At 72.4% G+C, this 23,872-nt stretch carries 21 protein-coding genes; 2 read left to right on the top strand and 19 right to left on the bottom strand.

Annotated features, from left to right (window positions below):
- Positions 1-5: 5 nt before the first annotated feature.
- On the bottom strand, positions 6-848 hold the full coding sequence (locus K318_RS0105045; RefSeq protein WP_035280696.1) for an ABC transporter permease: 843 nt from the start codon (positions 846-848) through the stop codon (positions 6-8).
- Entirely contained in the window at positions 845-1,816 is a 972-nt protein-coding gene (locus K318_RS0105050) for an ATP-binding cassette domain-containing protein (protein ID WP_245579767.1), read from the bottom strand. Before K318_RS0105050 ends, K318_RS0105045 begins: the two co-directional genes overlap by 4 nt.
- Before the next feature lie 113 nt (positions 1,817-1,929).
- Between K318_RS0105050 and K318_RS0105055 the strand changes: the two genes are divergently transcribed.
- Together K318_RS0105055 and K318_RS19530 are read left to right on the top strand one after the other, a co-directional pair.
- The gene (locus K318_RS0105055) at positions 1,930-2,727 is read left to right on the top strand and encodes a TetR/AcrR family transcriptional regulator (protein WP_084499739.1); all 798 of its coding nucleotides are present in this window, start codon (positions 1,930-1,932) and stop codon (positions 2,725-2,727) included.
- Positions 2,724-3,911 carry an amidohydrolase family protein gene (locus tag K318_RS19530; protein ID WP_051297573.1) on the top strand — a complete coding sequence of 396 codons (1,188 nt, stop codon included), beginning with the start codon at positions 2,724-2,726 and terminating at the stop codon, positions 3,909-3,911. Before K318_RS0105055 ends, K318_RS19530 begins: the two co-directional genes overlap by 4 nt.
- 6 nt (positions 3,912-3,917) lie before the next feature.
- Here K318_RS19530 and nrdR read toward each other — a convergent pair whose 3' ends face one another.
- From nrdR to K318_RS0105145, 17 genes are all read right to left on the bottom strand, one after another.
- Positions 3,918-4,385, bottom strand: coding sequence for a transcriptional regulator NrdR (gene nrdR / locus K318_RS0105065; RefSeq protein WP_029088683.1), 468 nt, complete (start codon positions 4,383-4,385; stop codon positions 3,918-3,920).
- Between the two features lie 3 nt (positions 4,386-4,388).
- On the bottom strand, positions 4,389-5,786 hold the full coding sequence (gene hisD / locus K318_RS19535; protein WP_245579768.1) for a histidinol dehydrogenase: 1,398 nt from the start codon (positions 5,784-5,786) through the stop codon (positions 4,389-4,391).
- Positions 5,787-5,828: 42 nt separating this feature from the next.
- Entirely contained in the window at positions 5,829-9,338 is a 3,510-nt protein-coding gene (gene dnaE, locus K318_RS0105075; protein WP_245579797.1) for a DNA polymerase III subunit alpha, read from the bottom strand.
- Positions 9,339-9,393: 55 nt separating this feature from the next.
- A complete protein-coding gene (locus K318_RS0105080; RefSeq protein WP_029088685.1) occupies positions 9,394-10,323 on the bottom strand; it encodes an RluA family pseudouridine synthase in 930 nt (309 codons plus the stop codon).
- The gene (locus K318_RS19540) at positions 10,320-10,892 is read right to left on the bottom strand and encodes a signal peptidase II (RefSeq protein ID WP_035280698.1); all 573 of its coding nucleotides are present in this window, start codon (positions 10,890-10,892) and stop codon (positions 10,320-10,322) included. The genes K318_RS0105080 and K318_RS19540 overlap by 4 nt, the downstream gene beginning before the upstream one ends.
- A 179-nt stretch (positions 10,893-11,071) precedes the next feature.
- Positions 11,072-11,806, bottom strand: a complete 735-nt coding sequence (locus K318_RS0105090; protein WP_029088686.1) for a DivIVA domain-containing protein — start codon at positions 11,804-11,806, stop codon at positions 11,072-11,074.
- A 136-nt stretch (positions 11,807-11,942) separates the two neighbouring features.
- On the bottom strand, positions 11,943-12,245 hold the full coding sequence (locus K318_RS0105095) for a YggT family protein (RefSeq protein WP_029088687.1): 303 nt from the start codon (positions 12,243-12,245) through the stop codon (positions 11,943-11,945).
- A 74-nt stretch (positions 12,246-12,319) separates the two neighbouring features.
- Entirely contained in the window at positions 12,320-12,835 is a 516-nt protein-coding gene (locus tag K318_RS0105100; protein WP_051297575.1) for a cell division protein SepF, read from the bottom strand.
- 127 nt (positions 12,836-12,962) lie between these two features.
- On the bottom strand, positions 12,963-13,733 hold the full coding sequence (gene pgeF / locus K318_RS0105105; RefSeq protein WP_035280700.1) for a peptidoglycan editing factor PgeF: 771 nt from the start codon (positions 13,731-13,733) through the stop codon (positions 12,963-12,965).
- A 28-nt stretch (positions 13,734-13,761) separates the two neighbouring features.
- On the bottom strand, positions 13,762-14,934 hold the full coding sequence (gene ftsZ, locus K318_RS0105110) for a cell division protein FtsZ (RefSeq protein ID WP_029088690.1): 1,173 nt from the start codon (positions 14,932-14,934) through the stop codon (positions 13,762-13,764).
- A 154-nt stretch (positions 14,935-15,088) separates the two neighbouring features.
- Positions 15,089-15,847, bottom strand: coding sequence for a hypothetical protein (locus K318_RS0105115; protein WP_029088691.1), 759 nt, complete (start codon positions 15,845-15,847; stop codon positions 15,089-15,091).
- Positions 15,844-17,340, bottom strand: a complete 1,497-nt coding sequence (gene murC, locus K318_RS0105120) for a UDP-N-acetylmuramate--L-alanine ligase (RefSeq protein ID WP_051297576.1) — start codon at positions 17,338-17,340, stop codon at positions 15,844-15,846. Before murC ends, K318_RS0105115 begins: the two co-directional genes overlap by 4 nt.
- The gene (locus K318_RS0105125) at positions 17,337-18,515 is read right to left on the bottom strand and encodes a UDP-N-acetylglucosamine--N-acetylmuramyl-(pentapeptide) pyrophosphoryl-undecaprenol N-acetylglucosamine transferase (protein ID WP_029088693.1); all 1,179 of its coding nucleotides are present in this window, start codon (positions 18,513-18,515) and stop codon (positions 17,337-17,339) included. Before K318_RS0105125 ends, murC begins: the two co-directional genes overlap by 4 nt.
- Positions 18,512-19,762, bottom strand: a complete 1,251-nt coding sequence (locus K318_RS19545) for a peptidoglycan glycosyltransferase FtsW (RefSeq protein WP_245579769.1) — start codon at positions 19,760-19,762, stop codon at positions 18,512-18,514. Before K318_RS19545 ends, K318_RS0105125 begins: the two co-directional genes overlap by 4 nt.
- A 14-nt stretch (positions 19,763-19,776) precedes the next feature.
- Entirely contained in the window at positions 19,777-21,330 is a 1,554-nt protein-coding gene (murD, locus tag K318_RS0105135) for a UDP-N-acetylmuramoyl-L-alanine--D-glutamate ligase (protein WP_029088694.1), read from the bottom strand.
- Positions 21,323-22,411, bottom strand: coding sequence for a phospho-N-acetylmuramoyl-pentapeptide-transferase (mraY, locus tag K318_RS0105140; RefSeq protein ID WP_029088695.1), 1,089 nt, complete (start codon positions 22,409-22,411; stop codon positions 21,323-21,325). The genes murD and mraY overlap by 8 nt, the downstream gene beginning before the upstream one ends.
- Positions 22,408-23,871 carry a UDP-N-acetylmuramoyl-tripeptide--D-alanyl-D-alanine ligase gene (locus K318_RS0105145; RefSeq protein ID WP_029088696.1) on the bottom strand — a complete coding sequence of 488 codons (1,464 nt, stop codon included), beginning with the start codon at positions 23,869-23,871 and terminating at the stop codon, positions 22,408-22,410. The genes mraY and K318_RS0105145 overlap by 4 nt, the downstream gene beginning before the upstream one ends.
- Position 23,872: the final 1 nt, after the last annotated feature.

The raw sequence follows: 23,872 nt of genomic DNA on the forward strand, positions 1-23,872 counted from the left end.
CCGCGCTACCTCCGCAGGCGCCGGTAGGCCCTGGCGGACAGCGGCAGGAGCACCGCGGTGAGGGCGAGCGGCCACAGCACCGCGGCGAGCACGGCGTGCTCGGCGAGCCAGCCGACCGTCACCCCGGTGGGACTGCCGAAGAGCTCGCGCACCGCCGTGGCAGTGGCCGAGACGGGGTTCCACGCTGCGAGCGCGCCCAGCCAGGGCGGCATGAGCTCGGGTGCGGCGAAGACCGTGGAGAGGAAGCCCACCGGCCACACGAGCACCTGCACGAGGGTCTCCGCGCCCTGATGGCGGCCCACGGTCAGACCCAGGCAGATCCCCGCCCAGAGCAGTGCGAAGCGCAGCCACAGGAGGAGCAGCACGGCGGCCGCCGCGGCGGCCGGTGAGCCCGTGGTGCGCCAGCCCAGCAGCAGGCCGCCCCCGATGAGGATCGCGAGCTCGACCGCGGAGCCCACCATGTCCGCCCCCACCCGTCCCAGCGAGACCGAGGCGTCTCCCAGGGGCATCGACCGGAAGCGGTCCGTGATGCCCTTCTTCGCATCCGCGGCCATCGCGGTCATGGTCGACTCGACACCGAACATCATCGCGAGCGCCATCATGCCCGGCAGCAGGAACTGGATGTAGTCCCCTCCCCCGGGCAGGCGGATGGAGCCGCCGAAGATGAACGCGAACATGAGCAGCAGCATGATCGTGAACAGCAGACTGAAGACGGGCGTGGCCGGCTGCCTTGCCCAGTGGGCGAGTTCGCGCTGGGTGAGGATCCAGCCGCCGTGCAGGGTGCCGATGCGCCGTGACGGCGCCGCTCCCGTCCGCCTCGGGATCGGGCCTGCGGTGTGCGCGCTCATGCGTCCTCCTTCTCGGTGAGGGCGAGGAAGACCTCGTCCAGAGTGGGCCGGCGCAGGCCGATGTCGTCGGGGGCGAGGCCGGCGGCGTCGAGCCGGCGCACGGCCTCGCTGAGGTCTGCGGTCCCCCGCGGCGCCGGCACGGTGACCCTGTGGGTGAGCCCGTCCACCTCCGGCGCGGGCCCGGTCGCCCCGGTCAGCGCCCTGCCGATGTCCGCCGCCGCGGCGGGATCGCCGGCCGCGATCTCGATCCGGTCCCCGCCCCGCTGGCGTTTGAGCTGATCCGGGGCGCCCTCTGCGATGATCCTGCCGGCCTTCATGATCGAGACCCGATGGGCCAGCCGGTCGGCCTCCTCGAGGTGCTGGGTCGTGAGCAGCACCGTGGTGCCCCGCGCGGCGATCCGCGCGACCGCCTCCCACACGTCGATGCGTCCGCGCGGATCGAGGCCGGCCGTCGGCTCGTCCAGGAACAGGACCTCGGGGTCGAGGATCATCCCCGCCGCGATGTCGAGCCTGCGCCGCATCCCCCCGGAGTAGGAGGAGGCCGGCCGCGCCGCCGCCTCGGCCAGCCCGAACGCCTCGAGCAGCTCATCGGCCCGCGCCGCGGCCTCACGGCGGCGCAGCCCCAGCAGCCGTCCGAACATCACGAGGTTCTGCCTGCCGCCCAGGATCTCGTCGACCGCCGGGTGCTGCCCGATGAGGCCTGCCCGCCTGCGCACCGCGCCCGGGTCTCTGCGCACATCCGCACCCGCGACCTCGGCGGTGCCGCCGTCCGCCTCGACGAGCGTGCTCAGAATGCTCACCGCCGTCGACTTGCCCGCGCCGTTGGGCCCCAGGAGGCCGTGGACCGCACCGGCCTCGGCCTCCAGGTCGAATCCGTCGAGGGCGTCCAGCGTCCCGTACCGCTTGCGCAGCCCCACCGCGCGGATCGCGGGCCTGCGCCCGTCCGGTCCGCACCCATCGGCTCGCACCCCCCTCGCTCTGCACTCATGTGTTCGCGGTTCCATGCCCCACCCCAAACTTTTTACAGCGTACGGACTTTCTGGTTCGAAACACTGTACACCCGACGGAGTAAGCTGTCGACATGGAATCCGAGGAGAGCTCAGACACAGCATCCGCAGGAGGCGCCGCGGCCACGGACACGGTGCTGCGACTGCTGTGGCGCGCACGCCTGGGCGAGGCCGCGGGACGCCGCGGCCCGCGCCGGAGGATGAGCGTCGACCAGATCGTCGATGCCTGCATCGACCTCGCCGACGCCGAGGGCCTTGCGTCCTTCTCGATGCGCAGAGCGGCCGACCGGGTGGGGCTCTCCCCCATGTCGCTCTACTCCTACGTCCCGGACCGCTCGGCACTCATCGGGCTCATGATCGACCAGGCGGTGGGACGCACTCCCCTCCCGGAGCACACCGGCACGCTGCGGGAGAGGCTGCGCGGCGTCTCCCGGCTGCTGTGGGAGGAGTATCACCGGCATCCCTGGCTGCTCGATGCGCAGAGCCACCGGCCCTGGATCGGCCCCCACGTCTCGGAGCGCTACGAATGGGAGCTGTGCGCGCTTGAGGGCTGCGGGCTCGACGACATCGCGATGGACCACACGGTGTCGCTCCTCGCCTCGCACGCCGCCGCCAGCGCGCAGGACGCACGGCGCGCACGGCACAGCGAGGAGTCCAGCGGGACGAGCGACATGGAATGGTGGAGCGCGAACGCTCCCGTGCTCGAGGAGGTCATGCCCCCGGGGGCGTTCCCCGTCTCCGGGCGCGTGGGAAGCGCCGTGGGCGAGGCCTACCAGGCCGTGACGAGTCCTGCCGCCGTCTACGAGTTCGGCCTCGAGGTCATCCTCGACGGGATCGAGGCCCAGCTGCGGCAGGAGGGCGGGAACCGATGACCGGCACCCGTCCCCCGCCCTCGGCGCGGTCCACTCGCCGCCGCCTCCTCCGCACCGGCGCGGCCCTCGCAGGAGGGGCGCTCGCCCTGGGCGCCTCCGGCGCCCTCGCGTGGCACGGCATGCGCTACCGGGCACAGGCTCCGCATTCCGGCGCACTCGTGATCCGCGGCGCGCAGGTGCTGTGCGGTGAGGGCCTGGCGCCCGCGCCGGGTGCCTCCGTCCTCGTCCGTGACGGGGTGATCGCCGAGGTCGGGGACCGGGTGACGTCGCCGGCCGATGCGCAGCTGCTGGAGGCGCCCGGCACGACGGTGATGCCCGGCCTCATCGACGCGCACGTTCATCTCGGGTACCCGGAGCTCGAGGACGGGGAGGAATTCGGACCCGGCGATCTGCCCCGTCACATCTGGAACGCGGCCCGCCACGTGCCGGATGCGCGGCGGGCGCTCCTCGCCCACGGCGTCACGACCGTGCGCAGCCTGGGCGATGAGCTCGCGTGGGTCCTCGACCTCCGGGAGGCGGTGTCCGCCGGCACGCTGGAAGGCCCTCGCATCCTCTGCGCGGGACCTGTGCTCACCACGCCCGGCGGCCATCCAGTCAGCACGCACGGGACGGATGCCGAGGGCGATTCCGTGCGCCTGCCGCGCACTCCCGCCGAAGCCGGTGCCGACGGGATCGAGCATCTCACGATGCGCGATCCGGCGGCCGCGACGGCGGACCTGGAGCATACGACCGGACGGCGCTGGCCCGAGGGGCTCCTCGAGCGGATGGCCGCGGCCGGGACCGTGCTCGCCCCGACCCTCGCGGTGGAGCACAGTGCACGTGCGGCAGCCTCGGGGGCAGGGGCCGAGGCGCGCGAGCGCGTCCGCGCCCGGTTGCGGGAGGCGCACGCCGCGGGGATTCCCGTCATCGCCGGCAGCGATGCCGCCGTGCCAGGAGTCCCGTTCGGTGCGGGGCTCGTCGAGGAGGTCGCAGAGCTCTCCGCCGCCGGCCTCGGGCACAGGGAGGCGCTGCGTGCGGCGACCTCCGTCGCCGCACGCGCGCTGGGCGCCCGGGACACTGGCGCGGTGGAGCCGGGACGGGCCGCCGATCTCCTGCTCGTCCGGGGCGATCCGCTCTCCGACCTCGGCGCCCTGTGCCGGGTCAGCCGGGTCCTCCGCGCGGGCCGCCTCGTGATCGGCGGGTGAGCAGCCTCACTCGCCTTCCGTGTGCTCGGCCTGCTCCTCCCGCAGCGAGGCGATGGCGGCCTCGAAGTCCTCGAGCGTGTCGAAGCCCTGGTAGACGCTCGCGAACCGGAGGTAGGCGATCTGGTCGAGGGCGCGCAGCGGCTCGAGGATCGCCAGGCCCACCTCGTCCGCGTCGATCTCGGCCACGCCCAGGCCGCGGATCCTCTCCTCGACCGTCTGCGCGAGCTTCGCGAGGTCGTCATCGCCCACCGGCCGGCCCTGGCATGCCTTGCGCACGCCGGTGACGATCTTGCTCCGGGAGAACTCCTCGGACACCCCCGAGCGCTTGATGACGGACAGGCTCGTCGCCTCCATCGTCGTGAAGCGGCGGCCGCAGGCCGGACACTGGCGCCGGCGGCGGATCGAGGAGCCGTCCTCCGCGGTGCGCGAGTCGACCACTCGCGAATCGGGGTTGCGGCAGAAGGGACAGTGCACGGTTCAGACCTCCCTCACGTCGGCATCGGCTGCGGACGGCGCGGCGGTGCGCGCGGCGGCGCGACGGCGGACGGCCTCGCCGTGCGCGGGCAGCTCCTCGGCCTCTGCGAGCGCGATGACCCGCTCCGCGACCTCGTCCAGTGCCGCGGCCGAGTACTCGATCACCTGGCTGACGCGCAGGAACGAGCGCACGCCGAGGCAGTCGCCGAAGGCCGCGGTCCCCAGCGTCGGCAGCACATGGTTCGAGCCCGCCATGTAGTCGCCCAGCGCCACCGGGGAGTGCGGGCCCACGAAGACCGCGCCCCCGTTGACCACGCGGGATGCGACCGCCGCGGCGTCCGCGACGTGGAGCTCGACGTGCTCGCCCGCGTAGGCGTTGACGACCGCGAGCCCGGCCTCGAGCGAGTCCACCAGGACGATCCCGGACTGCGCTCCCGTGAGGCTCTCCCCGATCCGCTCGGCGTGCAGGGCGCTGCGCCGCTGCGCGTCCAGCTCCGCGTCCACGGCCACCGCGAGAGCCTCCGAGGCCGTCACGAGCACCGCCGCGGCCATCGGATCGTGCTCGGCCTGGCTGATGAGGTCGGCGGCGACGAGTGCCGGATCGGCGGTCCCGTCGGCCAGCACGATGATCTCGGTGGGCCCGGCCACGGCATCGATCCCCACGTGCTCGCGCACGAGCGCCTTCGCCGCGGCCACATAGGCGTTGCCCGGTCCCGTGATGATGTCCACGGGCTCGAGCGCATCGGCACCGGGAACGTCCGGCGCCTCCCCGGAGGGACCGTCGAAGCCGTATGCCAGCGCCCCGATCGCCTGCGCGCCGCCGATCGCCCACACCTCGTCCACGCCGAGCAGAGCCGCCGCCGCCAGCACCGTGGAGTGAGGCAGGCCGGTGTCCGGCTGCGGCGGCGAGGCGATCGCCACCGAGCTCACCCCGGCCACCTGCGCCGGCACCGCATTCATCACGACGGAGGAGGGGTACACCGCGCGGCCGCCGGGAACGTAGAGGCCCACCCGTTCGGCGGGCAGGTGACGGGTCGTCACGCGCGCCCCCTCCCCGAGCTCCGTGACCGAAGCGCCGGGCAGGTCCGCCTGCGCCACGGCGCGCACCCGCCGGATCGTCTCCTCCAGCGCCGCGCGCACTGCGGGGTCGAGGCCCTCGAGCGCCGAGGCCAGCGCCTCGGCCGGCACCCGGAACCGCTCGGGTGCGGCACCGTCGAAGCGGGCGGCGGCCTCGGCCACGGCGGCCCTCCCCCGCGTGCGGATGCCCGCGAGCAGGGGGCGCACGGCCTCGAGCGGCGCGCCGGCATCGGCATCGGCTCGCGGCAGGCGTGCGCGCAGCGTGCGCTTGTCGAGGCGGGAGCCCCGGAGGTCCACGAGGTTCGTGCTGGAGAGGGTAATCACGTCGCCATCCTAGTCAGGTGCGCGGGTTCGGACCGGCCGGTCTCAGCGCAGGCAGGCCGGCCCCAGCAGGGCCTTGAGGTCGCCGGACAGGCTGGGGCCCTGCTCCACCCGGTACTGCCGGCCCAGCCGCATGACCGTCCGCCGGCCGGGCTGCGTGAGGGTGAGCTCGACGTCAGCATGCCCCCGGTGCCCCTCGAGGATCCGGCCGAGACGCTCGATGATCGGCTCGGTGCACCGCTCCATCGGCATCGTGATGTGCAGCGGCCGGTCCGCGGGATCCGTGACGTCCGGGATGGTCATCGACTGCACCATCATGGTCGTCGGCCGGTCGTCGGAGGTGCGCACCCGGCCGGTCACCGCGACCACGAGGTCCGTCGCCAGCAGACTCGCGACCGGCTCGTAGGCGTCGCCGAAGAACATCACCTCGATCGAGGCGTCGAGGTCCTCGATCTCGACGATGCCGTAGGGCCGCCCGTTCTTCTTCGACACCTTCCGCTGCACCGCCGTGATCATGCCGCAGATCGTCACCTGGGACCCGTCCGGCCGGCCGCGCTCGGGGTCGATGAGGTCCGCGATGGAGATCTCGGCCTCGGCTGCGAGCACGGGCTCCAGGCCGTTGAGCGGGTGGTCGGAGACGTAGAGTCCGATCATCTCGCGCTCGAAGGCGAGCTTCTCCTTCTTGTCCCACTCCGGGCGCTCCGGCACCGGGACGGAGAACGAGGGCGCGGACTCGTCCTCGCCTCCGAGGCCGGCGAACAGGTCGAACTGCCCGTGCGCCTCCTGGCGCTTGACGCCGATGACGGCGTCCACCGCCTCCTCGTGGATCTCCACGAGCGCCCGCCGGGGATCGCCCAGCGAGTCGAAGGCGCCGGCCTTGATGAGCGATTCGATGGTGCGCTTGTTGCACACGTGCGCGGGCACCTTGTCGAGGAAGTCCGCGAAGCCCGTGAAGGCGCCCTTCTCCTCGCGCGCGGCCACGATGCCCTCGACGACGGTGTGGCCCACATTGCGCACCGCTCCCATGCCGAAGCGGATGTCCGTGCCCACCGGGGTGAAGTTCGAGTGCGAGTCGTTGACGTCCGGCGGCAGCACCGTGATGCCCAGCCTGCGGCACTCGTTGAGGTAGATCGCGAGCTTGTCCTTGTTGTCGCCCACCGAGGTGAGCAGAGCGGCCATGTACTCGGCCGGATAGTGCGCCTTGAGATAGGCCGTCCAGTACGAGACGACGCCGTAGGCCGCGGAGTGCGCCTTGTTGAAGGCGTAGTCGGAGAACGGCAGCAGGATGTCCCACAGCGCCTGCGCGGCGGCCTCGGAGTACCCCCGCTCCTTCATCCCGCCGAAGAAGCCCACCTGCTGCTTGTCCAGCTCGGACTTCTTCTTCTTGCCCATCGCGCGGCGGAGGATGTCGGCCTGGCCGAGCGTATAGCCGGCGACCTTCTGCGCGATCGCCATCACCTGCTCCTGGTAGATGATGAGACCGTAGGTGGTGTCGAGGATGTCCTTCAGCGGCTCCTCGAGCTCCGGATGGATGGGCGTGACCTCCTGCCGCCCGTTCTTCCGCAGCGCGTAGTTCGTGTGCGAGTCCGCGCCCATGGGACCGGGCCGGTAGAGGGCCAGCGTCGCGGAGATGTCCTCGAAGTTGTCGGGCTGCATGAGGCGCAGCAGCGACTGCAGGCCGGTGCCGTCGAGCTGGAACACGCCCAGCGTGTCGCCGCGGCTCAGCAGCCGGTATGCCTCGGGGTCGTCGAGGGAGAGCTGCTCGAGGTCGAGATCGAAGTCCCGGTTGGCTCTGATGTTCTCAATGGCATCGGAGATGATCGTGAGGTTGCGCAGCCCCAGGAAGTCCATCTTGATGAGGCCGAGGCCCTCGGAGGTCGGGTAGTCGAACTGCGTGATGACCTGGCCGTCCTGGAAGCGGCGCATGATCGGGATCACGTCGATGATGGGCGCCGAGGACATGATGACCCCGGCCGCGTGCACACCCCACTGCCGCTTCAGGCCCTCGAGGCCCTTGGCGGTCTCGAAGACCTCGCGGGCCTCGGGATCGCGTTCGAGCAGCTCCCGGAACTCACCGGCCTCGTTGTAGCGCTTGGCGTCCGGGTTCTCGATGTTGGCCAGCGGGATGTCCTTGGCCATCTCCGCCGGGGGCAGCGCCTTCGTCAGGGTCTCGCCCATGCTGAAGGGCTTGCCGAGCACGCGCGCGGAGTCCTTGAGCGCCTGCTTCGTCTTGATGGTGCCGTAGGTGACGATCATCGCCACGTACTCGGAGCCGTACTTGCGCGTGACGTACTCGATGACCTCGCCGCGGCGGCGATCGTCGAAGTCCACGTCGAAGTCCGGCATGGACACGCGGTCCGGGTTGAGGAAGCGCTCGAAGAAGAGCCCGTGGACGAGCGGATCGAGATCCGTGATGCGCATCGCGTAGGCGACCATGGAGCCGGCGCCGGAGCCGCGGCCCGGCCCCACCCGGATGCCGTTGTCCTTGGACCAGTTGATGAAGTCCGCGACGACGAGGAAATAGCCGGGGAAGCCCATCGAGACGATGATGTCGAGCTCGTAGTCCGCCTGCCTGCGGACATCGTCGGGGATGCCGCCGGGATAGCGGTAGTGCAGCCCCTTGTCGACCTCCTTGATGAGCCAGGAGGTCTCGTCCTCGCCCGGCGGGCAGGGGAACTTCGGCATGTAGTTGGCGCTGGTGTCGAACGACACCTCGCACATGTCCGCGATCCGCAGCGTGTTGTCGCACGCGTCCGGCATCTCCTTGAACAGCGCGCGCATCTCCGCGGCCGACTTCAGGTAGTACCCGGAGCCGGAGAACGCGAAGCGCGAGCCGCCCTGGTCGTAGGTGGGCTCGATGAGCTTGGAACCGGACTGGATCGCGAGCAGCGCCTCGTGGGCCTTCGCATCGGACTCGTGCGTGTAGTGGAGGTCGTTGGTCGCGACCCGCGGGATGTCCAGCTCCTTCGCGAGCCGGAGGAGGTCCTGCGTCACCCGCCGTTCGATGGACAGGCCGTGGTCCATGAACTCCGCGAAGTAGTTCTCCGCGCCGAAGATCTCCCGGTACTCGCCCGCCGCCCGCTTGGCCTCCTCGTACTGGCCCAGCCGCAGCCGCGTCTGCACCTCGCCGGAGGGGCACCCGGTCGTCGCGATGAGACCCTCGGAATGCGCGTCCAGCAGCTCGCGGTCGATGCGCGGCCATTTGCCGAACACCGAGTCGAGGGAGGCGATCGAGGAGGCCCTGAACAGGTTCCGCATGCCGGTGTTGTTCCGGCTGAGGATCGTCATGTGCGTGTACGCGCCGCCGCCGGAGACGTCATCGGGCTTCTGCGACTCGTCCGTGCGCCACTTCACGCGGGTCTTGTCGTTGCGCGCCGTGCCGGGCGTGACATAGGCCTCGACGCCGATGATCGGCTTGATCCCGGCCTGGGTGGCCTGCGACCAGAAGTCGAAGGCGCCGAACAGATAGCCGTGGTCCGTCGTCGCGAGCGCCGGCATGCCCTGGGCGCTGACGGCCTCCATGAGATCGCCGAGGCGCGCCGCGCCGTCGAGCATCGAGTACTCGGTGTGGGTGTGCAGGTGGACGAAGCTGTCGCTCACGGTTCTCCCCTCAGCCCTGCGCCTCGCGCAGGGTCTCAAGCGCGTGTTCGAGGTCATCGGGGTAGCCGCTCTCGAACTCCACCCACTCCCCCGACTCAGGGTGGACGAAGCCCAGCCGGACCGCGTGCAGCCACTGCCGCTCCAGCCCCAGCCTCCCCGCGAGCACCGGATCAGCCCCATAGGGCAGGTCGCCGCAGCAGGGGTGCTTGGTCGCGGACATGTGCACGCGGATCTGATGCGTGCGCCCCGTCTCCAGCGAGACCTCGACGAGGCTCGCCGACCGGTGGGCCTCGAGCACCTCGTAGTGCGTCACCGCGTGCTTGCCGTCGGAGCGCACCGCGTAGAGGCCGTCCCTGCGGGGATTGCGTCCGATGGGCGCCTCGATCGTGCCCACCACGGGGTCCGGCAGGCCCTGCACGAGCGCATGATAGGTCTTCTCGACCGTCCGCTGCTTGAACGCGCGCTTGAGCACGGAGTACGCGCGCTCCCCCTTCGCGACCACCATGACCCCGGAGGTCCCGACGTCGAGCCGGTGCACGATCCCCTGCCGCTCGGCCGCGCCCGAGGTCGCGATCCGGTGGCCCGCGGCGGCGAGTCCGCCGATCACGGTGGGCCCGTGCCAGCCGGCCGCCGAGTGCGCGGCCACGCCGATGGGCTTGTCCACGACGATGATCGCCTCGTCCTCGTGGAGGATCCGCATGCCGGGGACCGGCTCGGCGACGATCTCGAGGGGCTTGGCGGGCTCGGGCATCTCGACGTCGAGGCGCGCGCCGGCGATCACGCGGTCGGACTTGCCCACGGGGCTGCCGTCCTGGAGCACACCTCCTGCCTGCGCGATCTCCGCGGCCTTCGACCGCGACAGGCCCAGGGCACGCGAGAGCGCGGTGTCGACGCGCTCCCCCTCCAGGCCCTCGGGAACGAACAGGGAGCGGACCGTCATCGGGAGTCCTCCTCGTGTGCGGCGGTGGGCTGCGCGGATGCCCGTTCGGCGCCCGCGGGCGGGCTCGCCCCTTCGCGGCTGCCGTCGAGGCCTATGCCCCGCAGCTGTGTGACGACGATGAACACCGCGGCGCCCGTGATCGCGATGTCGGCGATGTTGCAGATGAAGAAGTACAGGTCGATGAAATCGACCACGGCGCCGTGGAACACCGCCGGCGGCCTGACCAGCCTGTCGATGAGATTGCCCGTGAGGCCTCCCAGGAGAAGGCCCAGCGCGCAGGCCCACGTGCGCGAGCCGAGACGGCGAGAGATCCAGACCACCGCAGCGAAGGCGAGGACGGCGATGACCGTGAACACCCATGTGGCCCCGGAGCCCAGTCCGAAGGCCGCCCCGTCGTTGAAGTACAGCCGGAAGCCCGCGAGCTGGCCGATGACCGGCACGGCGACCCCGGGGGTCAGCACTGCCAGCGCGATCTGCTTCGTGACCTGGTCGGCGAGCACCACGCCTGCGGCTATGCAGTACAGCAGCACGGGAAGCCGCCGCGGGCGAGGCCTGCTCTCAGAGGTCATCGAGTTCCTTTCGTCCTTGGCGTGCCCCGACAGTCTACTCGCAGGCGCAGGGCGGCCGTGGCGCGCGGCCCCGCACAGCGAGAGGTCCCGGCACCCCTCGAGAGGGATGCCGGGACCGGGAGGCCGCCGCGCGCCGCGGTGGCGCACCCCGTGCGGCGGACGCCGCACGGACATGCTGATCAGATCGAGTGGCCGCCGAGGGTCTCGGGAGCCAGCGAACCGGAGTTCTCCAGATCGCGCAGCTGATCGTTGAGGTAGCTCTTCAGGCGCGTGCGGTACTGGCGCTCGAAGTTCTCCAGCTTGTCGATCTCGCGCTCGAGCGAGGACTTCTGGCCCTCGAGTGCGGTGAGCGTCTCATCGCGCTTCTTCTCCGCCTCGCCCACGATGGTCGCTGCACGCGACTCGGCCTCGGCGATGAGCTCATCGCGCTTGCGCTCGCCCTCGGCGACGTGCTCGTCGTGCACGCGCTGGGCCAGTGCGATGAGGCCGTGGGAGTCGGTGCCCCCGGGCATCGCGGCCGGTGCCTGAGCTGCGGGCTCCTCCGGCTCGGCAGGCGCCTCCGCGGCCGGTGCCTGCGGTGCCACGAGCGGCGAGGCCGGGGCCTCGGGCTGCACCGGCGGCTCGCCCCAGGCCGGAGCGGCCTCGGGCACCGCAGCGGGCATCGCCTGGGTGGCCTGCGGGTCCTCGGCAGGAGCGGGCGCCGGGGCACCTGCGGGAGCACCGGCCTCGAGCTCGGCGACGCGGGCCTCCGCGCTCGAGAGCTTCTGCTTGAGCTCGTCGTTCTCCTGGTACAGGCGGCGCAGCTCGACGACGACCTCGTCCAGGAAGTCATCGACCTCGTCCTGGTCGTATCCGTCGCGGAACTTCACATGCTGGAACCGCTTGTTCACTACGTCTTCAGGCGTGAGCGCCATGAGGCCAACCTCTTGCTCGACAACAAATCAGCAATCCGGGCGCGCCGGACTCGATGTCACAATACCGCATCATTTGGCCGGATGCGCAATGCGCGGAGACGAAACGCACACCCGGAGCCGGAAATCTTTCCTCTGGTCAGGCCGCCACGCGGGCGAAGTTGAACAGGAGGCTCGCGAGGAACTGCACGCCGATGAACACGACGATGAAGCCCAGGTCCAGCGCGATGCCGCCCAGGCGCAGCGGCGGGATCACCTTGCGCACCAGCATGACGGGCGGGTCGGTGAGCGTGTAGACGATCTCACAGACGACCAGCAGGAAGCCGGTGGGCCGCCAGTCGCGGGAGAAGACCTGGATGAGGTCCAGCACCACCCTGGCGAGCAGAACCCAGACGTACAGGGTGAGCAGATAGCCTGCGAGGTAGAACAGTGTGCTGAGCACGTGCACCGCTTTCGATCAGGATTGGCGAGGGACATCCGCACGGGACGCGCTCACGGTCCGGACGGCGGCGGGCCTCAGCTCTGGTTGAAGAAGCTCGCCTGCTCGTCCTGCCCCGCGTCCGCCTCCGCGGTCACCGTCACCTGCTCCGGGCTCAGCAGGAAGACGTTCCCGGTGATCTTCTCGATCGATCCGTGCAGACCGAAGATCAGACCCGCGGAGAAGTCCACGAGGCGCTTGGAGTTCGCATCGTCCATTGCGGACAGATCCATGATAACCGGGACGCCGTCGCGGAAGGCCTGGCCGATCACCTTGGCGTCGTTGTAGCTGCGGGGGTGGATCGTGCGGATGGTGTGCAGGCCCTCCGGGCGCGCGCTCTCGACCGAGCGGACGGAGGTGCGGATGGGCGACACGGTCGCCGCGGGGGTCTCTTCGTGCATCTCCGGCTCTCCGACGTAGGTGTCCGCCTCGGCGTAGTCGTCCTCGTACTCCGCGTACTCGGGCTGCGGGCGCGGCTCCTCGCGGACGGGACGCAGCTCGTCCTCGTCCTCGACGAAGCCGAGGTAGCTGGCGAACTTGCGCATTGCTGACATCTCGTCTCCTGACATCTCGTCTCCCGGGCACGTGCCCGCGCGGACCGTCCCGCGCGGAATCCCCTGTGCCTGCAAAGCTACCCGAGTCCCGCAGTCCGGGACCTCAGGCGCACGGGGCGTGTCGCGCTCAGGCTCCCAGCCACACGATCCCGGCGAAGCGGCCGGTCACGGCCTCGCGCCGATAGGAGAAGAGCTCCTCCGAGGCGAAGGTGCACAGGGGGGACCAGTGGACGAGCTCGGCGCCCGCCCGGTGCAGCTGCTCGGCGACCCCGGCCGCGACGTCGAGGGCGGGCGTGCCGGAGGCCGAGACGGAGGCCGTGACCGGCTCTGCGACGGCGACCTCCTCCCGGAGCGCGGCCGGCACCTCGTAGTGCCGCGGCGAGACCGAGGGGCCGATGACGGCGCGGATGCGGTCCGCGCCCAGATCCCGCATCGCGGCGACCACGGCGGGGACCACGCCGTCGGCCATCCCGCGGCGGCCGGCATGCGCGACGCCCACGACGCCGGCGTCCGGGTCCGCGAGCATCACCGGCGTGCAGTCCGCGACGAGGATCGCGAGCCCCACGCCCGGCACTCCGGTGACCTGGGCGTCTGCGCGCACCGCCGTCTCCTCCTCCGCGCCCTGCGCCGTGAGGGAGGCGGCCTCCGCCGCGTCCACCTCGTGGACGTCGGTCCCGTGCACCTGGGAGACATAGGACAGGCGGGCAAGACCCAGCGCCTGGCCCACGAGGCTCCGGTTGGCGGCCACCGCCGCCGGGTCGTCGCCGACGTGCCGGGCGAGGTTGAGGGAGCCGTGCGCGCCCGTGCTGTAGCCGCCGCGGCGGTCGGTGACCGCGATGTGCGCGCGCCGGCCCCCGCTCCCGCGACCGGGAGCGAGGGTGAAGCGGTTCAGCAGCACGGCCCTGTCCCGCCGGCCGGGCGGGAGCTCACTGGAGGAACTCGGGGATGTCGAGGTCCGAGTGGTCGTACCGCGAGGGCTTCTCCTCGGGCAGCGACTGCGGCAGGTCGCGGACGGGCCGCGGACCCGCAGGCACGGCGGAGGCCGGCTGTGCGACCGGCGCGGCCTCCGCCTCGGCCGCCTGCGCGGGCTCCTCTGCCGGCAGCGCGGCAGGCTGCTCGCGCCGCGCCTGGAACGGCTCTGCGCTGTCCGACTCCGGCACGTCGAAGCCGGCCGCGATGACGGTGATGCGGCACTCGTCGCCGAGGTTGTCGTCGATGACGGCGCCGAAGATGATGTTCGCCTCCGGGTGCGCGGCCTCCTGCACGAGCCGCGCCGCCTCGTTGACCTCGAAGAGGCCGAGGTCGGAGCCGCCCTGCACGTAGAACAGGACGCCGTGGGCGCCCTCGATGCTCGCCTCGAGCAGGGGCGAGGCGATCGCGGCCTCCGCCGCCTGGACCGCGCGGTCGTCGCCGGTCGCGGAGCCGATCCCCATGAGCGCGGTGCCCGCACCCTGCATGACGGACTTCACGTCCGCGAAGTCGAGGTTGATGATGCCCGGCACCGCGATGACGTCCGTGATGCCCTGCACGCCCGAGCGCAGCACCTCGTCCGCCGAGTTGAAGGCCTCGAGCACGGAGACGTTGCGGTCCGAGATCGACAGCAGCCGGTCGTTGGGGATGACGATGAGGGTGTCGACCTCTTCGCGCAGCGCGCGGATGCCGGCCTCGGCCTGTGCCGAGCGCCTGCGGCCCTCGAAGGTGAAGGGGCGGGTGACCACGCCGATCGTGAGCGCGCCGAGGCCCTTGGCGATGCGCGCGACGACGGGGGCCGCGCCCGTGCCGGTGCCGCCGCCCTCCCCCGCGGTCACGAACACCATGTCCGCGCCGTCGAGGGCCTCGCGGATCGAGTCCTCGGAGTCCTCGGCCGCCTTCCGTCCGATCTCCGGGTCCGCGCCGGCACCGAGGCCGCGGGTGAGCTCGCGTCCGATCTCCAGCTTGAGATCGGCCTCCGAGAGCAGCAGCGCCTGGGCATCGGTGTTGATCGCGATGAACTCGACGCCGCGCAGGCCCACCTCGATCATCCGCTGGACCGCATTCACACCGCCGCCGCCGCAGCCGGCGACCTTGATGTCTGCTCCTGAGCTCTGGAATTCAGCCACGTCGGCTCCTCTTTCGACCCTCAATGATGGGCGTATGTCTTGTCTGCCCCGACGCTATTGCCCAAAGGGCCTCCGCGCAACGACGAGGTCTGGTGTGTCGTTCGTGTTCTTCTCACCCGCCGGCCCGGGCCGTCCGCGGCGCGCGCCGGCGGTCTCAGCCGGCCGCCGGCGCATCCGGGACGGACACGTCGACCCGCTCGGCGCCCTCGGCGAGGATGAGGGCGGCGATGCGGGCCTTGCGCTGGGCGTCCTCGGCGGTCCCGAACACGACCTCCGCCTCCGTCCCCTCGAGTGCGACGGCCGCCGTGAGGGTGCCCGAAGCGCCCGCGGCCCGCAGCTCCGTGATCTCCCCGGGCAGCTCCGAGCCGAGGCCCGCGACGAGCGCGGCCGCCTGCACCGCCGCGGCCGAGGGGTCCGCGCCGCCCGAGACCGTCAGCTCCGGGAGCCCCGCTCGGCCGGCCTCACCGGCGGGCACCGTGTCGATGAGCTCACCGTGGGCATCATATCTCTGCGCCGCGGCCCCGCTCACCACCGCGATGACGGGGACCCTGTCCTCGATGCTCACCGCGAGGCTGCGCGGGCCGGAGTAGGACACCGTGATCCCCGCCGCCGTGGGATGCCCCGCCGTCAGCTCCTCGCCGAGCGCGCCGGTCCGGATCTGCGGCAGCGGGACGCCGAGGGAGGCGGCCTCGGCGTCCGCCGCCACCGCCTGCGGGTCCGTGATCCCGCCACCGGTCACCTCGACCGCCTCGACCCTGAGCAGGGGCGAGAACCAGGCGAGGCCGGCGAGCACCAGCAGGACGAGCACGCAGCCTGCGGCCACGAGCCACCGCAGCAGCCGGCTCCGGTGCCGCTGCGCCAGGCGCGCGGTGAGATCCCCCGCCGGGCCCGGCTCGCCGGCGGCGGTGCTCACACCCGCTCCAGCGCCTCGACGATCTCCGCGCCGAGCACCGTGACGTCTCCCGCGCCGATCGTGAGCACGACGTCGCCGGGCCGCACCCGGTCGAGGAGATGGGGGACGACATCCGTGAATGCGGGCAGGAACACCGTGTGCGCGTGCGGCACCTCAGCGGCCACGATCGCCCCGGTCACCCCCGGCACGGGATCCTCTCGGGCCGGGTAGACGTCGAGGACGAGCACCTCGTCGGCGAGTCCGAGCGCCTCGCCGAACTCCCGCCTGAAGTTCTGGGTGCGGGAGAACAGATGGGGCTGGAACACGGCGTGGACCCGGCCGCCGGGCGACACGACGTCGCGGGCCGCGGTGAGGACGGCCGTGAGCTCGGTGGGATGGTGCGCGTAGTCGTCGTACACGCGCACGCCCGCGGCCTGGCCCTTGAGCTCGAAGCGGCGGCGCGTGCCGTGGAACCCGGCGAGCCCCGCGGCCGCGGCGGCGGGGTCGAGGCCCAGGGCCTCGGCCGCCACCACCGCAGCAGCCGCATTGCAGGCGTTGTAGTTCCCCGGCTGCTGCAGCTCGACCGGGACGGCACGCACCTCCGAGGGCTCCGCGGCACCGTCCGCGGCCGCCGGGCCGCGGAGTTCGATCGTGAAGCGCTGGGCCCCCGTGCCCTCGGCCGCCCCTTCCCCCGCCGCCGCGGGCACGATCCGAGCCGTCCGCATGTCCGTCCGGGCGCCGGCGCTGAAGCCGTAGCCCACGACCTCGGCGCCCGCGGCCACCGCATGCCCCGCGATCCCGGCCGCACCTGGATCGTCGAGACAGGCCACGAGCGTCCCGCCGGACTCGCGCAGCCGGTCGGCGAAGGCCTCGAAGGCCGCCGTGACGGCCTCGGCGGAGCCGTAGTGGTCGAGGTGGTCGGCCTCGACGTTGGTCACGATCCCCACTGCGGGCTCGTAGAGGAGGAACGAGCCGTCCGACTCATCGGCCTCGGCGACGAAGACATCGCCCGAGCCCTCGTGGGCGTTGGCGCCCGTGGCGGTCAGCACTCCCCCGATGACGAAGGAGGGATCGGCCGCGCAGGCCTGCAGCGCCACCGTCGCCATCGAGGTCGTCGTCGTCTTCCCGTGCGTGCCGGCGACCGCGAGCGTGCGGCGGCCCACCATGAGGGAGCCGAGCGCGGCGGAGCGGTGGATGATCCGCAGCCCCCGCTCCCGGGCCGCGGCGAGCTCCGGGTTGTCCTGGCGGATCGCCGAGGACACCACGACGGTGTCCGCGCCCTCCACCGCGGCCGCCTCGTGCCCGATGCCGACGCTCGCGCCGAGCGCGCGCAGGCCGGTGACGACGGCGGAGTCGCGGGCGTCGCTGCCGCTCACGCGCATCCCGCGGGCGAGCATGACCCGGGCGATGCCGGACATCCCCGCGCCCCCGATGCCGATGAAGTGCACGCGTCCCAGCTCGTCGGCCGGGAGGAGGGTGCGTGCGAGGGAGGCGGTGTTCTGTTCGCTGGTCATGCGGTCTCCTCACCTGTGCGGTAGAACCGCTCGTGCTTGGTCCATCTGTCCGGTCCGTACTCCCGGCCGGGGTGCGGCACGCCGGCCGCGCGGAAGGCGGTCTCCGCGACGGTGCGCGCGGCGGTCGCCGGGAAGCGCATGCGCTCGGCGGCCGCCTCCATCGCCCTCAGCCTCTGCGGGTCCGTGACGAGCGGCAGCACCGTCTCGCGCACGTAGTCGGCGGTGAACTCCGCATCGTCGACCATGAGGGAGGCCCCGGCCTCGACGGAGCCCGCGGCATTGAGCTTCTGCTCGCCGTTGCCGATGGGCAGCGGCACGAAGAGCGCGGGCACCCAGGCGACGGAGACCTCGGCGACGGTGCCGGCGCCGGCCCGGCACACGAGGAGGTCCGCGGCGAGATACGCGTTCTCCATCCCGTCCACGTAGTCGCGCACGTGATAGTGGTCGAACGCCGCCGCCGCTGCGGCCAGCTCCTCCCCCTTGCCCGCGCCCGTGATGTGGAGGACCTGGACGCCTGCGGCGTCGAGTTCGCCCATCGCGCCGAGCATCGCGGCGTTGATCGCGGCCGCGCCCAGCGAGCCACCGGTGACGACGAGGGTCGTGCGCGCGGGATCGAGTCCCAGCGCCTCGGCCGCGGCCCGGCGCTGCGCCGGCTCATCGCGGTCGATCGCCTCGATCGCCGTCCGCATGGGCATGCCCACCTGCGCGCCCTTGAGCGGCGTGCCCGCGAAGCAGTAGCCGACGTGCTCCGGGCTCGTGAGGGCGGCGCCCACGCGGTTGGCCAGCCCCGGCCGGGCGTTCGCCTCGTGCACGACGATCGGCGTGCCGGTCCTCCGCGCCGCGAGGTAGGCCGGCGTCGAGACGTAGCCGCCCACGCCGATCACGACGTCGACGCTGCGCTCGTCGAGCAGCCGCGCGACGTCGCGGACCGCCCGGCGGAAGCGGCCGGGGAAGCGCAGCGCGTCCGCATTCGGCCTGCGGGGCATGGGGACCTTGTCGATCGTGAGCAGTTCGAGGCCGGCGGCCGGCACCAGCCGGGTCTCGAGGCCCTCCGGGGTGCCGAGCACGGCGATCCTCGCCTCCGGGTCCTGGAAGCGGATGTCATCGGCGATCGCCAGCAGGGGCGAGACGTGGCCGGCGGTACCGCCGCCGGCCAGCAGTGCGGACAGGCTCATGGTGACGGGGTCTCCTTGGGTGTGCGGGTCGGGGGGTTCGGGGATCGTCTGCCGCGCAGCCGCAGCGCCTCAGCCACCCCGGGCTCCGCGCGGATGAGCGACAGGATCACGCCGATCATGACGAGGTTGGCAGTGAGCGCCGAGCCCCCGTACGAGACGAAGGGCAGGGGCACGCCGATGACGGGCAGGAGGTTCGCGACGACCGCGATGTTCACCGCGGCCTGGCCGATGAGCCACATGAAGGTCGCGGCCAGCACGATCCTGGTGAACGGCTGCGAGGTGCGCAGCGCGGTCCGAATGAGGCCAGCACCGAGGACGGCGAACAGCGCGAGCACGATGAGGGACCCGAGCAGTCCGAGCTCCTCGCCGATGATCGCGAAGATGAAGTCGTTGTGGGCCTCGGGCAGCCAGGCCCACTTCTCCCGGCTCGCCCCCAGTCCCACGCCGAACCAGCCGCCCGAGGCCAGGGCGTAGGTGCCGTGGGCGGACTGCCAGTGCGCATCGAGGTAGCCGTCCGTGCCCGCCTCCTCGTGGCCGGCCAGAAGGGCGTTGATCCGCCGCATGCGGTTGGCGCTCGTGACGACGAACAGGGCTGCGGCACCGGCGCCGGCGACCACGGTGCCCAGGGTCGCGAGCACCGGCAGATCCGCGACGAAGAGCGCGCCGATGAAGAGCGCGAAGACGATGAGCGCGGTCCCGAGGTCGCCGCCTGCCATGATGAGCCCGCCTGCGGCGGCGAAGCCGGTGAGCGCGAGCCCCCACGTGGCCCAGGGGCGTTCGCGCGCACCGGACCGGGTGAGCACCGCGGCCAGCCAGACCGCCAGCCCGATCTTGAGGAACTCGGAGGGCTGCACGCGCAGGCTCTCCGTGCCCACCCAGTTCTGGTTGCCGTTGACCTCGACCCCCAGCGGCGTGAGGGTGACGGCCTGCAGCGCCAGCGCCCCGAGGAACAGGACCCAGGACAGCGGCCGCCACCAGCCCGCGGGCACCCGGGACAGGCCGAGGGCCAGCAGCCCGCCCGCGAGCGCGAACACCGCCTGCCGGGCGAACAGCCCGTAGGAGGAGCCCTCGCCTCCCCGGTAGGCGGTGATCGAGGAGGCCGAGAGCACCATGATGAGGCCGAAGACCGTCAGCGCGAGCACGCTGGAGACGATGAGCACATAGTCCGCCGCCGGATTGGCCAGGGCGCTGCGCAGTCCGGCCAGCGGCGCAAGCCGCTCGGCGCCGCCCGCTCCGCGCTCCTTCACACCGGCTCCGCTGCTCACGGCTCGGGAGCGATCCGGGCGCGGACGGCCTCGGCGAAGAGCTCGCCGCGCGTGGCGTAGCTGAGGAACTGATCCATGCTCGCCGCCGCCGGGGCGAGGACGACCGCATCGCCGGGGCGGGCGAGGTCGGACGCCCGGGCCACGGCCGCGGCCGCGATGTCCGCCCCGCGCCGCTCGGCCGGGAGACCGGCCCCGGCGCCGGCCTGCGGTTCGACCTCGGCGACGGGCACCTCGGGTGCGTGCGCGGCGAGTGCCGCGCGGAGGGCGCTGCGGTCGGCCCCGATGAGCACGACGGCGCGCAGGCGGTCGGCCGCCTGCGCCACGAGCCCGGAGACGTCCGCACCCTTGAGCAGGCCGCCGGCGATCCACACGACGGAGTCGTGGGCCGCGAGCGCGGCCGCGGCGGCGTGGGGGTTCGTCGCCTTCGAGTCGTCGATCCAGGACACGCCCCCCTCCTCGGCCACGAGGGTCGAGCGGTGCGCGCCCGGGGCATGGGCGCGCAGCCCCTCGCGCACCGCGAGCGGCTCCACGCCCACCGAGCGCGCGAGCGCGGCCGCGGCCAGCGCATCGGCGAGGTGATGCGGTCCCGCCTCGGCCGCGCCCACCGCGGCGGCGACATCGGCGGTCTCGGCGATCTCCGCGGCCGCGGAGTAGCGGGCGGGGATGAAGGCGCGGTCCACGAGCAGCTCCCCGACGAGGCCGAACTCGCCCGGCCCGGGGGTCCCGAGGGTGAAGCCCACCGCGCGTGCGCCGGGCACGACGTCCGCGGCTTCAACGAGGGCGCGGGTGGCGGGGTCGTCGACGTTGTAGACGCACGCCCTCTCCACCCCGTGATAGGCCCGGCCCTTGTCGGCGCGATAGGCGTCCGCGCCGCCGTGCCAGTCGAGGTGGTCGTCGGCGAGGTTGAGGACGACGGCGGCGTGCGCGCCCATCGACAGCTCCCAGTGGAGCTGGAAGCTCGAGAGCTCGATCGCGAGCACATCGAGCTCCGGGTCCAGCACCGCCTCGAGCAGGGGATCGCCGATGTTGCCGCACGCCCGCGCCCGCAGGCCGCCGGCGCGCAGCATGGCCGCGAGCATCGAGGTCGTCGTCGTCTTCCCGTTGGTGCCGGTGACGACGAGCCACCGCGCATCATTGGCCCCGCGCACGCGCCAGGCCAGCTCCACCTCGCCGATGACGGGGATGCCGGCGGCGCGGGCACCGGCGAGCACGGGTGAGTCCGGCCGCCAGCCGGGCGAGGTGACGACGAGGTCGAACGCCCCGCCGCCGGCGGGCTGCGGAAGCGCCGCAGCGTGCTCCGCTCCGCGCCGGATGTCGACGTCGAAGACGGACAGGATCTGCTCGCGCTCGCGCTCGTCCCGCTCGGCATCGCCGTCGACGACAGTCACGGCCGCACCGCGCTCGGCCAGGTGCACCGCGGCGGGGAAGCCGCTCACGCCCAGACCGGTGACGAGCACGCGCAGTCCGGCGAGCGAGGACGTCGGCCCGGCCAGCGCGGCCGGGATGCGCGCTGCGTCAGGGTAGTCCAGGGGCGGGATCGTCTCAGTCAATGTGGGACAGCCATTCCGCGTAGAAGATCGCGACCGCGCCGATCACGCACAGCAGCGCGATGATCCAGAAGCGGACGACGATCGTGACCTCGGCCCAGCCCCTGAGCTCGAAGTGGTGCTGCAGCGGCGCCATCCGGAACACCCGCTTCCCCGTGAGCTTGAACGAGGCCACCTGGATGATGACGGAGAGGGTGATGACGACGAACAGGCCGCCGAGGACGACCAGCAGGAGCTCCGTGCGGGACATGATGGCCAGGCCGGCGAAGGCGCCGCCGAGGGCCAGCGAGCCGGTGTCGCCCATGAAGATCTTGGCCGGGGAGGTGTTCCACCACAGGAAGCCGAGGCAGGCCGCGGCCATCGCCGCCCCCACCATCGCGAGGTCGCGGGGATCGCGCACCTCGTAGCAGCCGGCGCCGGGGGTCGTCTGCAGGCCGCAGTTCTGCACGGACTGCCACAGCGTGATGACGATGTAGCCGGCGAAGGCCACGGCGGCCGAGCCCGCGGCGAGCCCGTCGAGGCCGTCCGTGAGGTTCACGGCGTTGGACACGGCCGTGACGATGAGGTTGGCCCAGACGATGAAGAGCACGAAGCCGATGCCCGTGCCCGCGAAGGCGAGGTCGAGCGGGAGATCGCGCACGAAGGAGATCGCGGTCGAGGCGGGGGTGAGCCCGTCCTCGTTCGGGAACAGGAGCGCGAGCACCGCGAAGCTGATGCCCACGAAGCCCTGGCCGAGGATCTTGCCGCCCGGCCGCAGTCCGAGGGAGCGCTGCTTGGAGACCTTGATGTAGTCGTCGAGGAAGCCGATCGCGCCGAGGCCCACGACGAGCCACAGCACGAGGAGCCCGGACGGCGTCGGGGCCGAGCCCGTGAAGAGGTGGCCGAGGGCATACCCCAGGACCGCGGCGCCGATGATGACGACGCCGCCCATCGTCGGCGTGCCCCGCTTGGTGGCATGGGACTTGGGCCCGTCGTCGCGGATGAACTGGCCGTAGCCGCGGGCCACGAGGACCCGGATGAAGAGCGGCGTGCCCACGAGTGCGATGGTCAGCGACAGCACCGCTGCCAGGATGACGGCGATCATGCGCTCTGGCTCACCCCCGCGATCTCATCGCCCAGGAAGCGCAGACCGGCATCCCGCGAGGACTTGAAGAGCACGATGTCGCCGGGACGCAGCTCCGCGCGCAGGACATCGCGGGCATCGGCCACGGTCGGCACGAAGACCGCCTCGTTGCCCCAGGATCCCTCGAGCTCGGCGGCCTGGAAGACGGGGCGCGCGCCCTCGCCCACCACGATGGTCCGGCTGATGTTGAGGCGCACCACGAGCTCGCCCACGTCCGCGTGGGCCTGGCGGGAGTCCTCGCCGAGCTCCAGCATCTCCCCGATGACGGCGAAGGTGCGGCGCGGCGGGTTCTCCTCGTCGCCGCGGCCCATCGCCGCGAGCGTCTTGAGCGCCTGCCGCATGGAGTCGGGGTTCGCGTTGTAGGCGTCGTTGAGCACCGTGACGCCGCTGGGCGAGTCGACGAGCTCCATGCGCCAGCGGCTCGCGGCCGAGGAGGTGCGCAGGGTCGTGACGACCGTCTTCCCGCTCGCCCCGCACACATGGGCCACGGCGGCGGCGGCCAGCGCGTTGGGCACATGGTGCTCGCCCAGGAGCGCGAGGTCCACCCGCACGGGCTCCTCCCCCGGCAGCGAGAGATCGAAGCTGGGCCGGCCCGAGGCGCCGACGCGCACATCGGCCGCGCTCACGACGGGAGCGTCCGAGCCTGCGACCTCGCCGCGCCCGGAGGCCGAGAACCAGACGACGTCCACGCCGTCGGCGAGCACCCCGGTCATCTCCCGCACCCGCGGGTCGTCGGCGTTGAGGACGGCGGTGCCTCCGGGCGCCAGAGCCTGGACGAGCTCGGCCTTGGCCCGCGCCGTGTTCTCGATGGAGCCGAACACCCCCGAGTGCGCCGTTCCGACCATGAGCTCGACCGCGACGTCCGGGCGCACGAGGGAGGTGAGATAGGCGAGGTTGCCGATCGACCGCGCGCCCATCTCGAGCACGAGGAAGCGCGTCGACTCGACGGCACGCAGCGCCGTGAGCGGGACGCCCACCTCGTTGTTGTACGAATTGGGCGGCCACACCGTCTCCCCCACCGCTGAGAGCAGGTCAGCGGCGAGGTCCTTGACGGTCGTCTTGCCCGCGGAGCCCGTGATCGCGATGACGGTGAGAGCGCCCTCGGCCCGCAGCGCCTCGACGCTGAGTCCGGCGAGCCGGCCGAGCGCCTCGGTCGCATCGGGCACCAGCAGCGTCGGCAGGTGCCGGCCGTCGACGGAGGGCACCGCCTCGGCGATGATGAGCGCCGCGCCCTGTTCGATGGCGGCGGGAGCGAAGTCCAGGCCGTCCGCCTGCTCGCCGCGGCGCGCGACGTAGATGTCGCCCGGTCCCACCTCCCGCGAGTCGGTGGTGACCCCGGCGGAGAGCACGAGATCCGGGTCTGTGCCGTACAGCTCGCCGGAGAGAGCCTGGGCGATGTCTTGAGCGGAGAATGCCTTCATA

Origin of the sequence: Brevibacterium album DSM 18261 (assembly GCF_000426445.1) — a bacterium.
Taxonomy (GTDB): Bacteria; Actinomycetota; Actinomycetes; order Actinomycetales; family Brevibacteriaceae; genus Brevibacterium; species Brevibacterium album.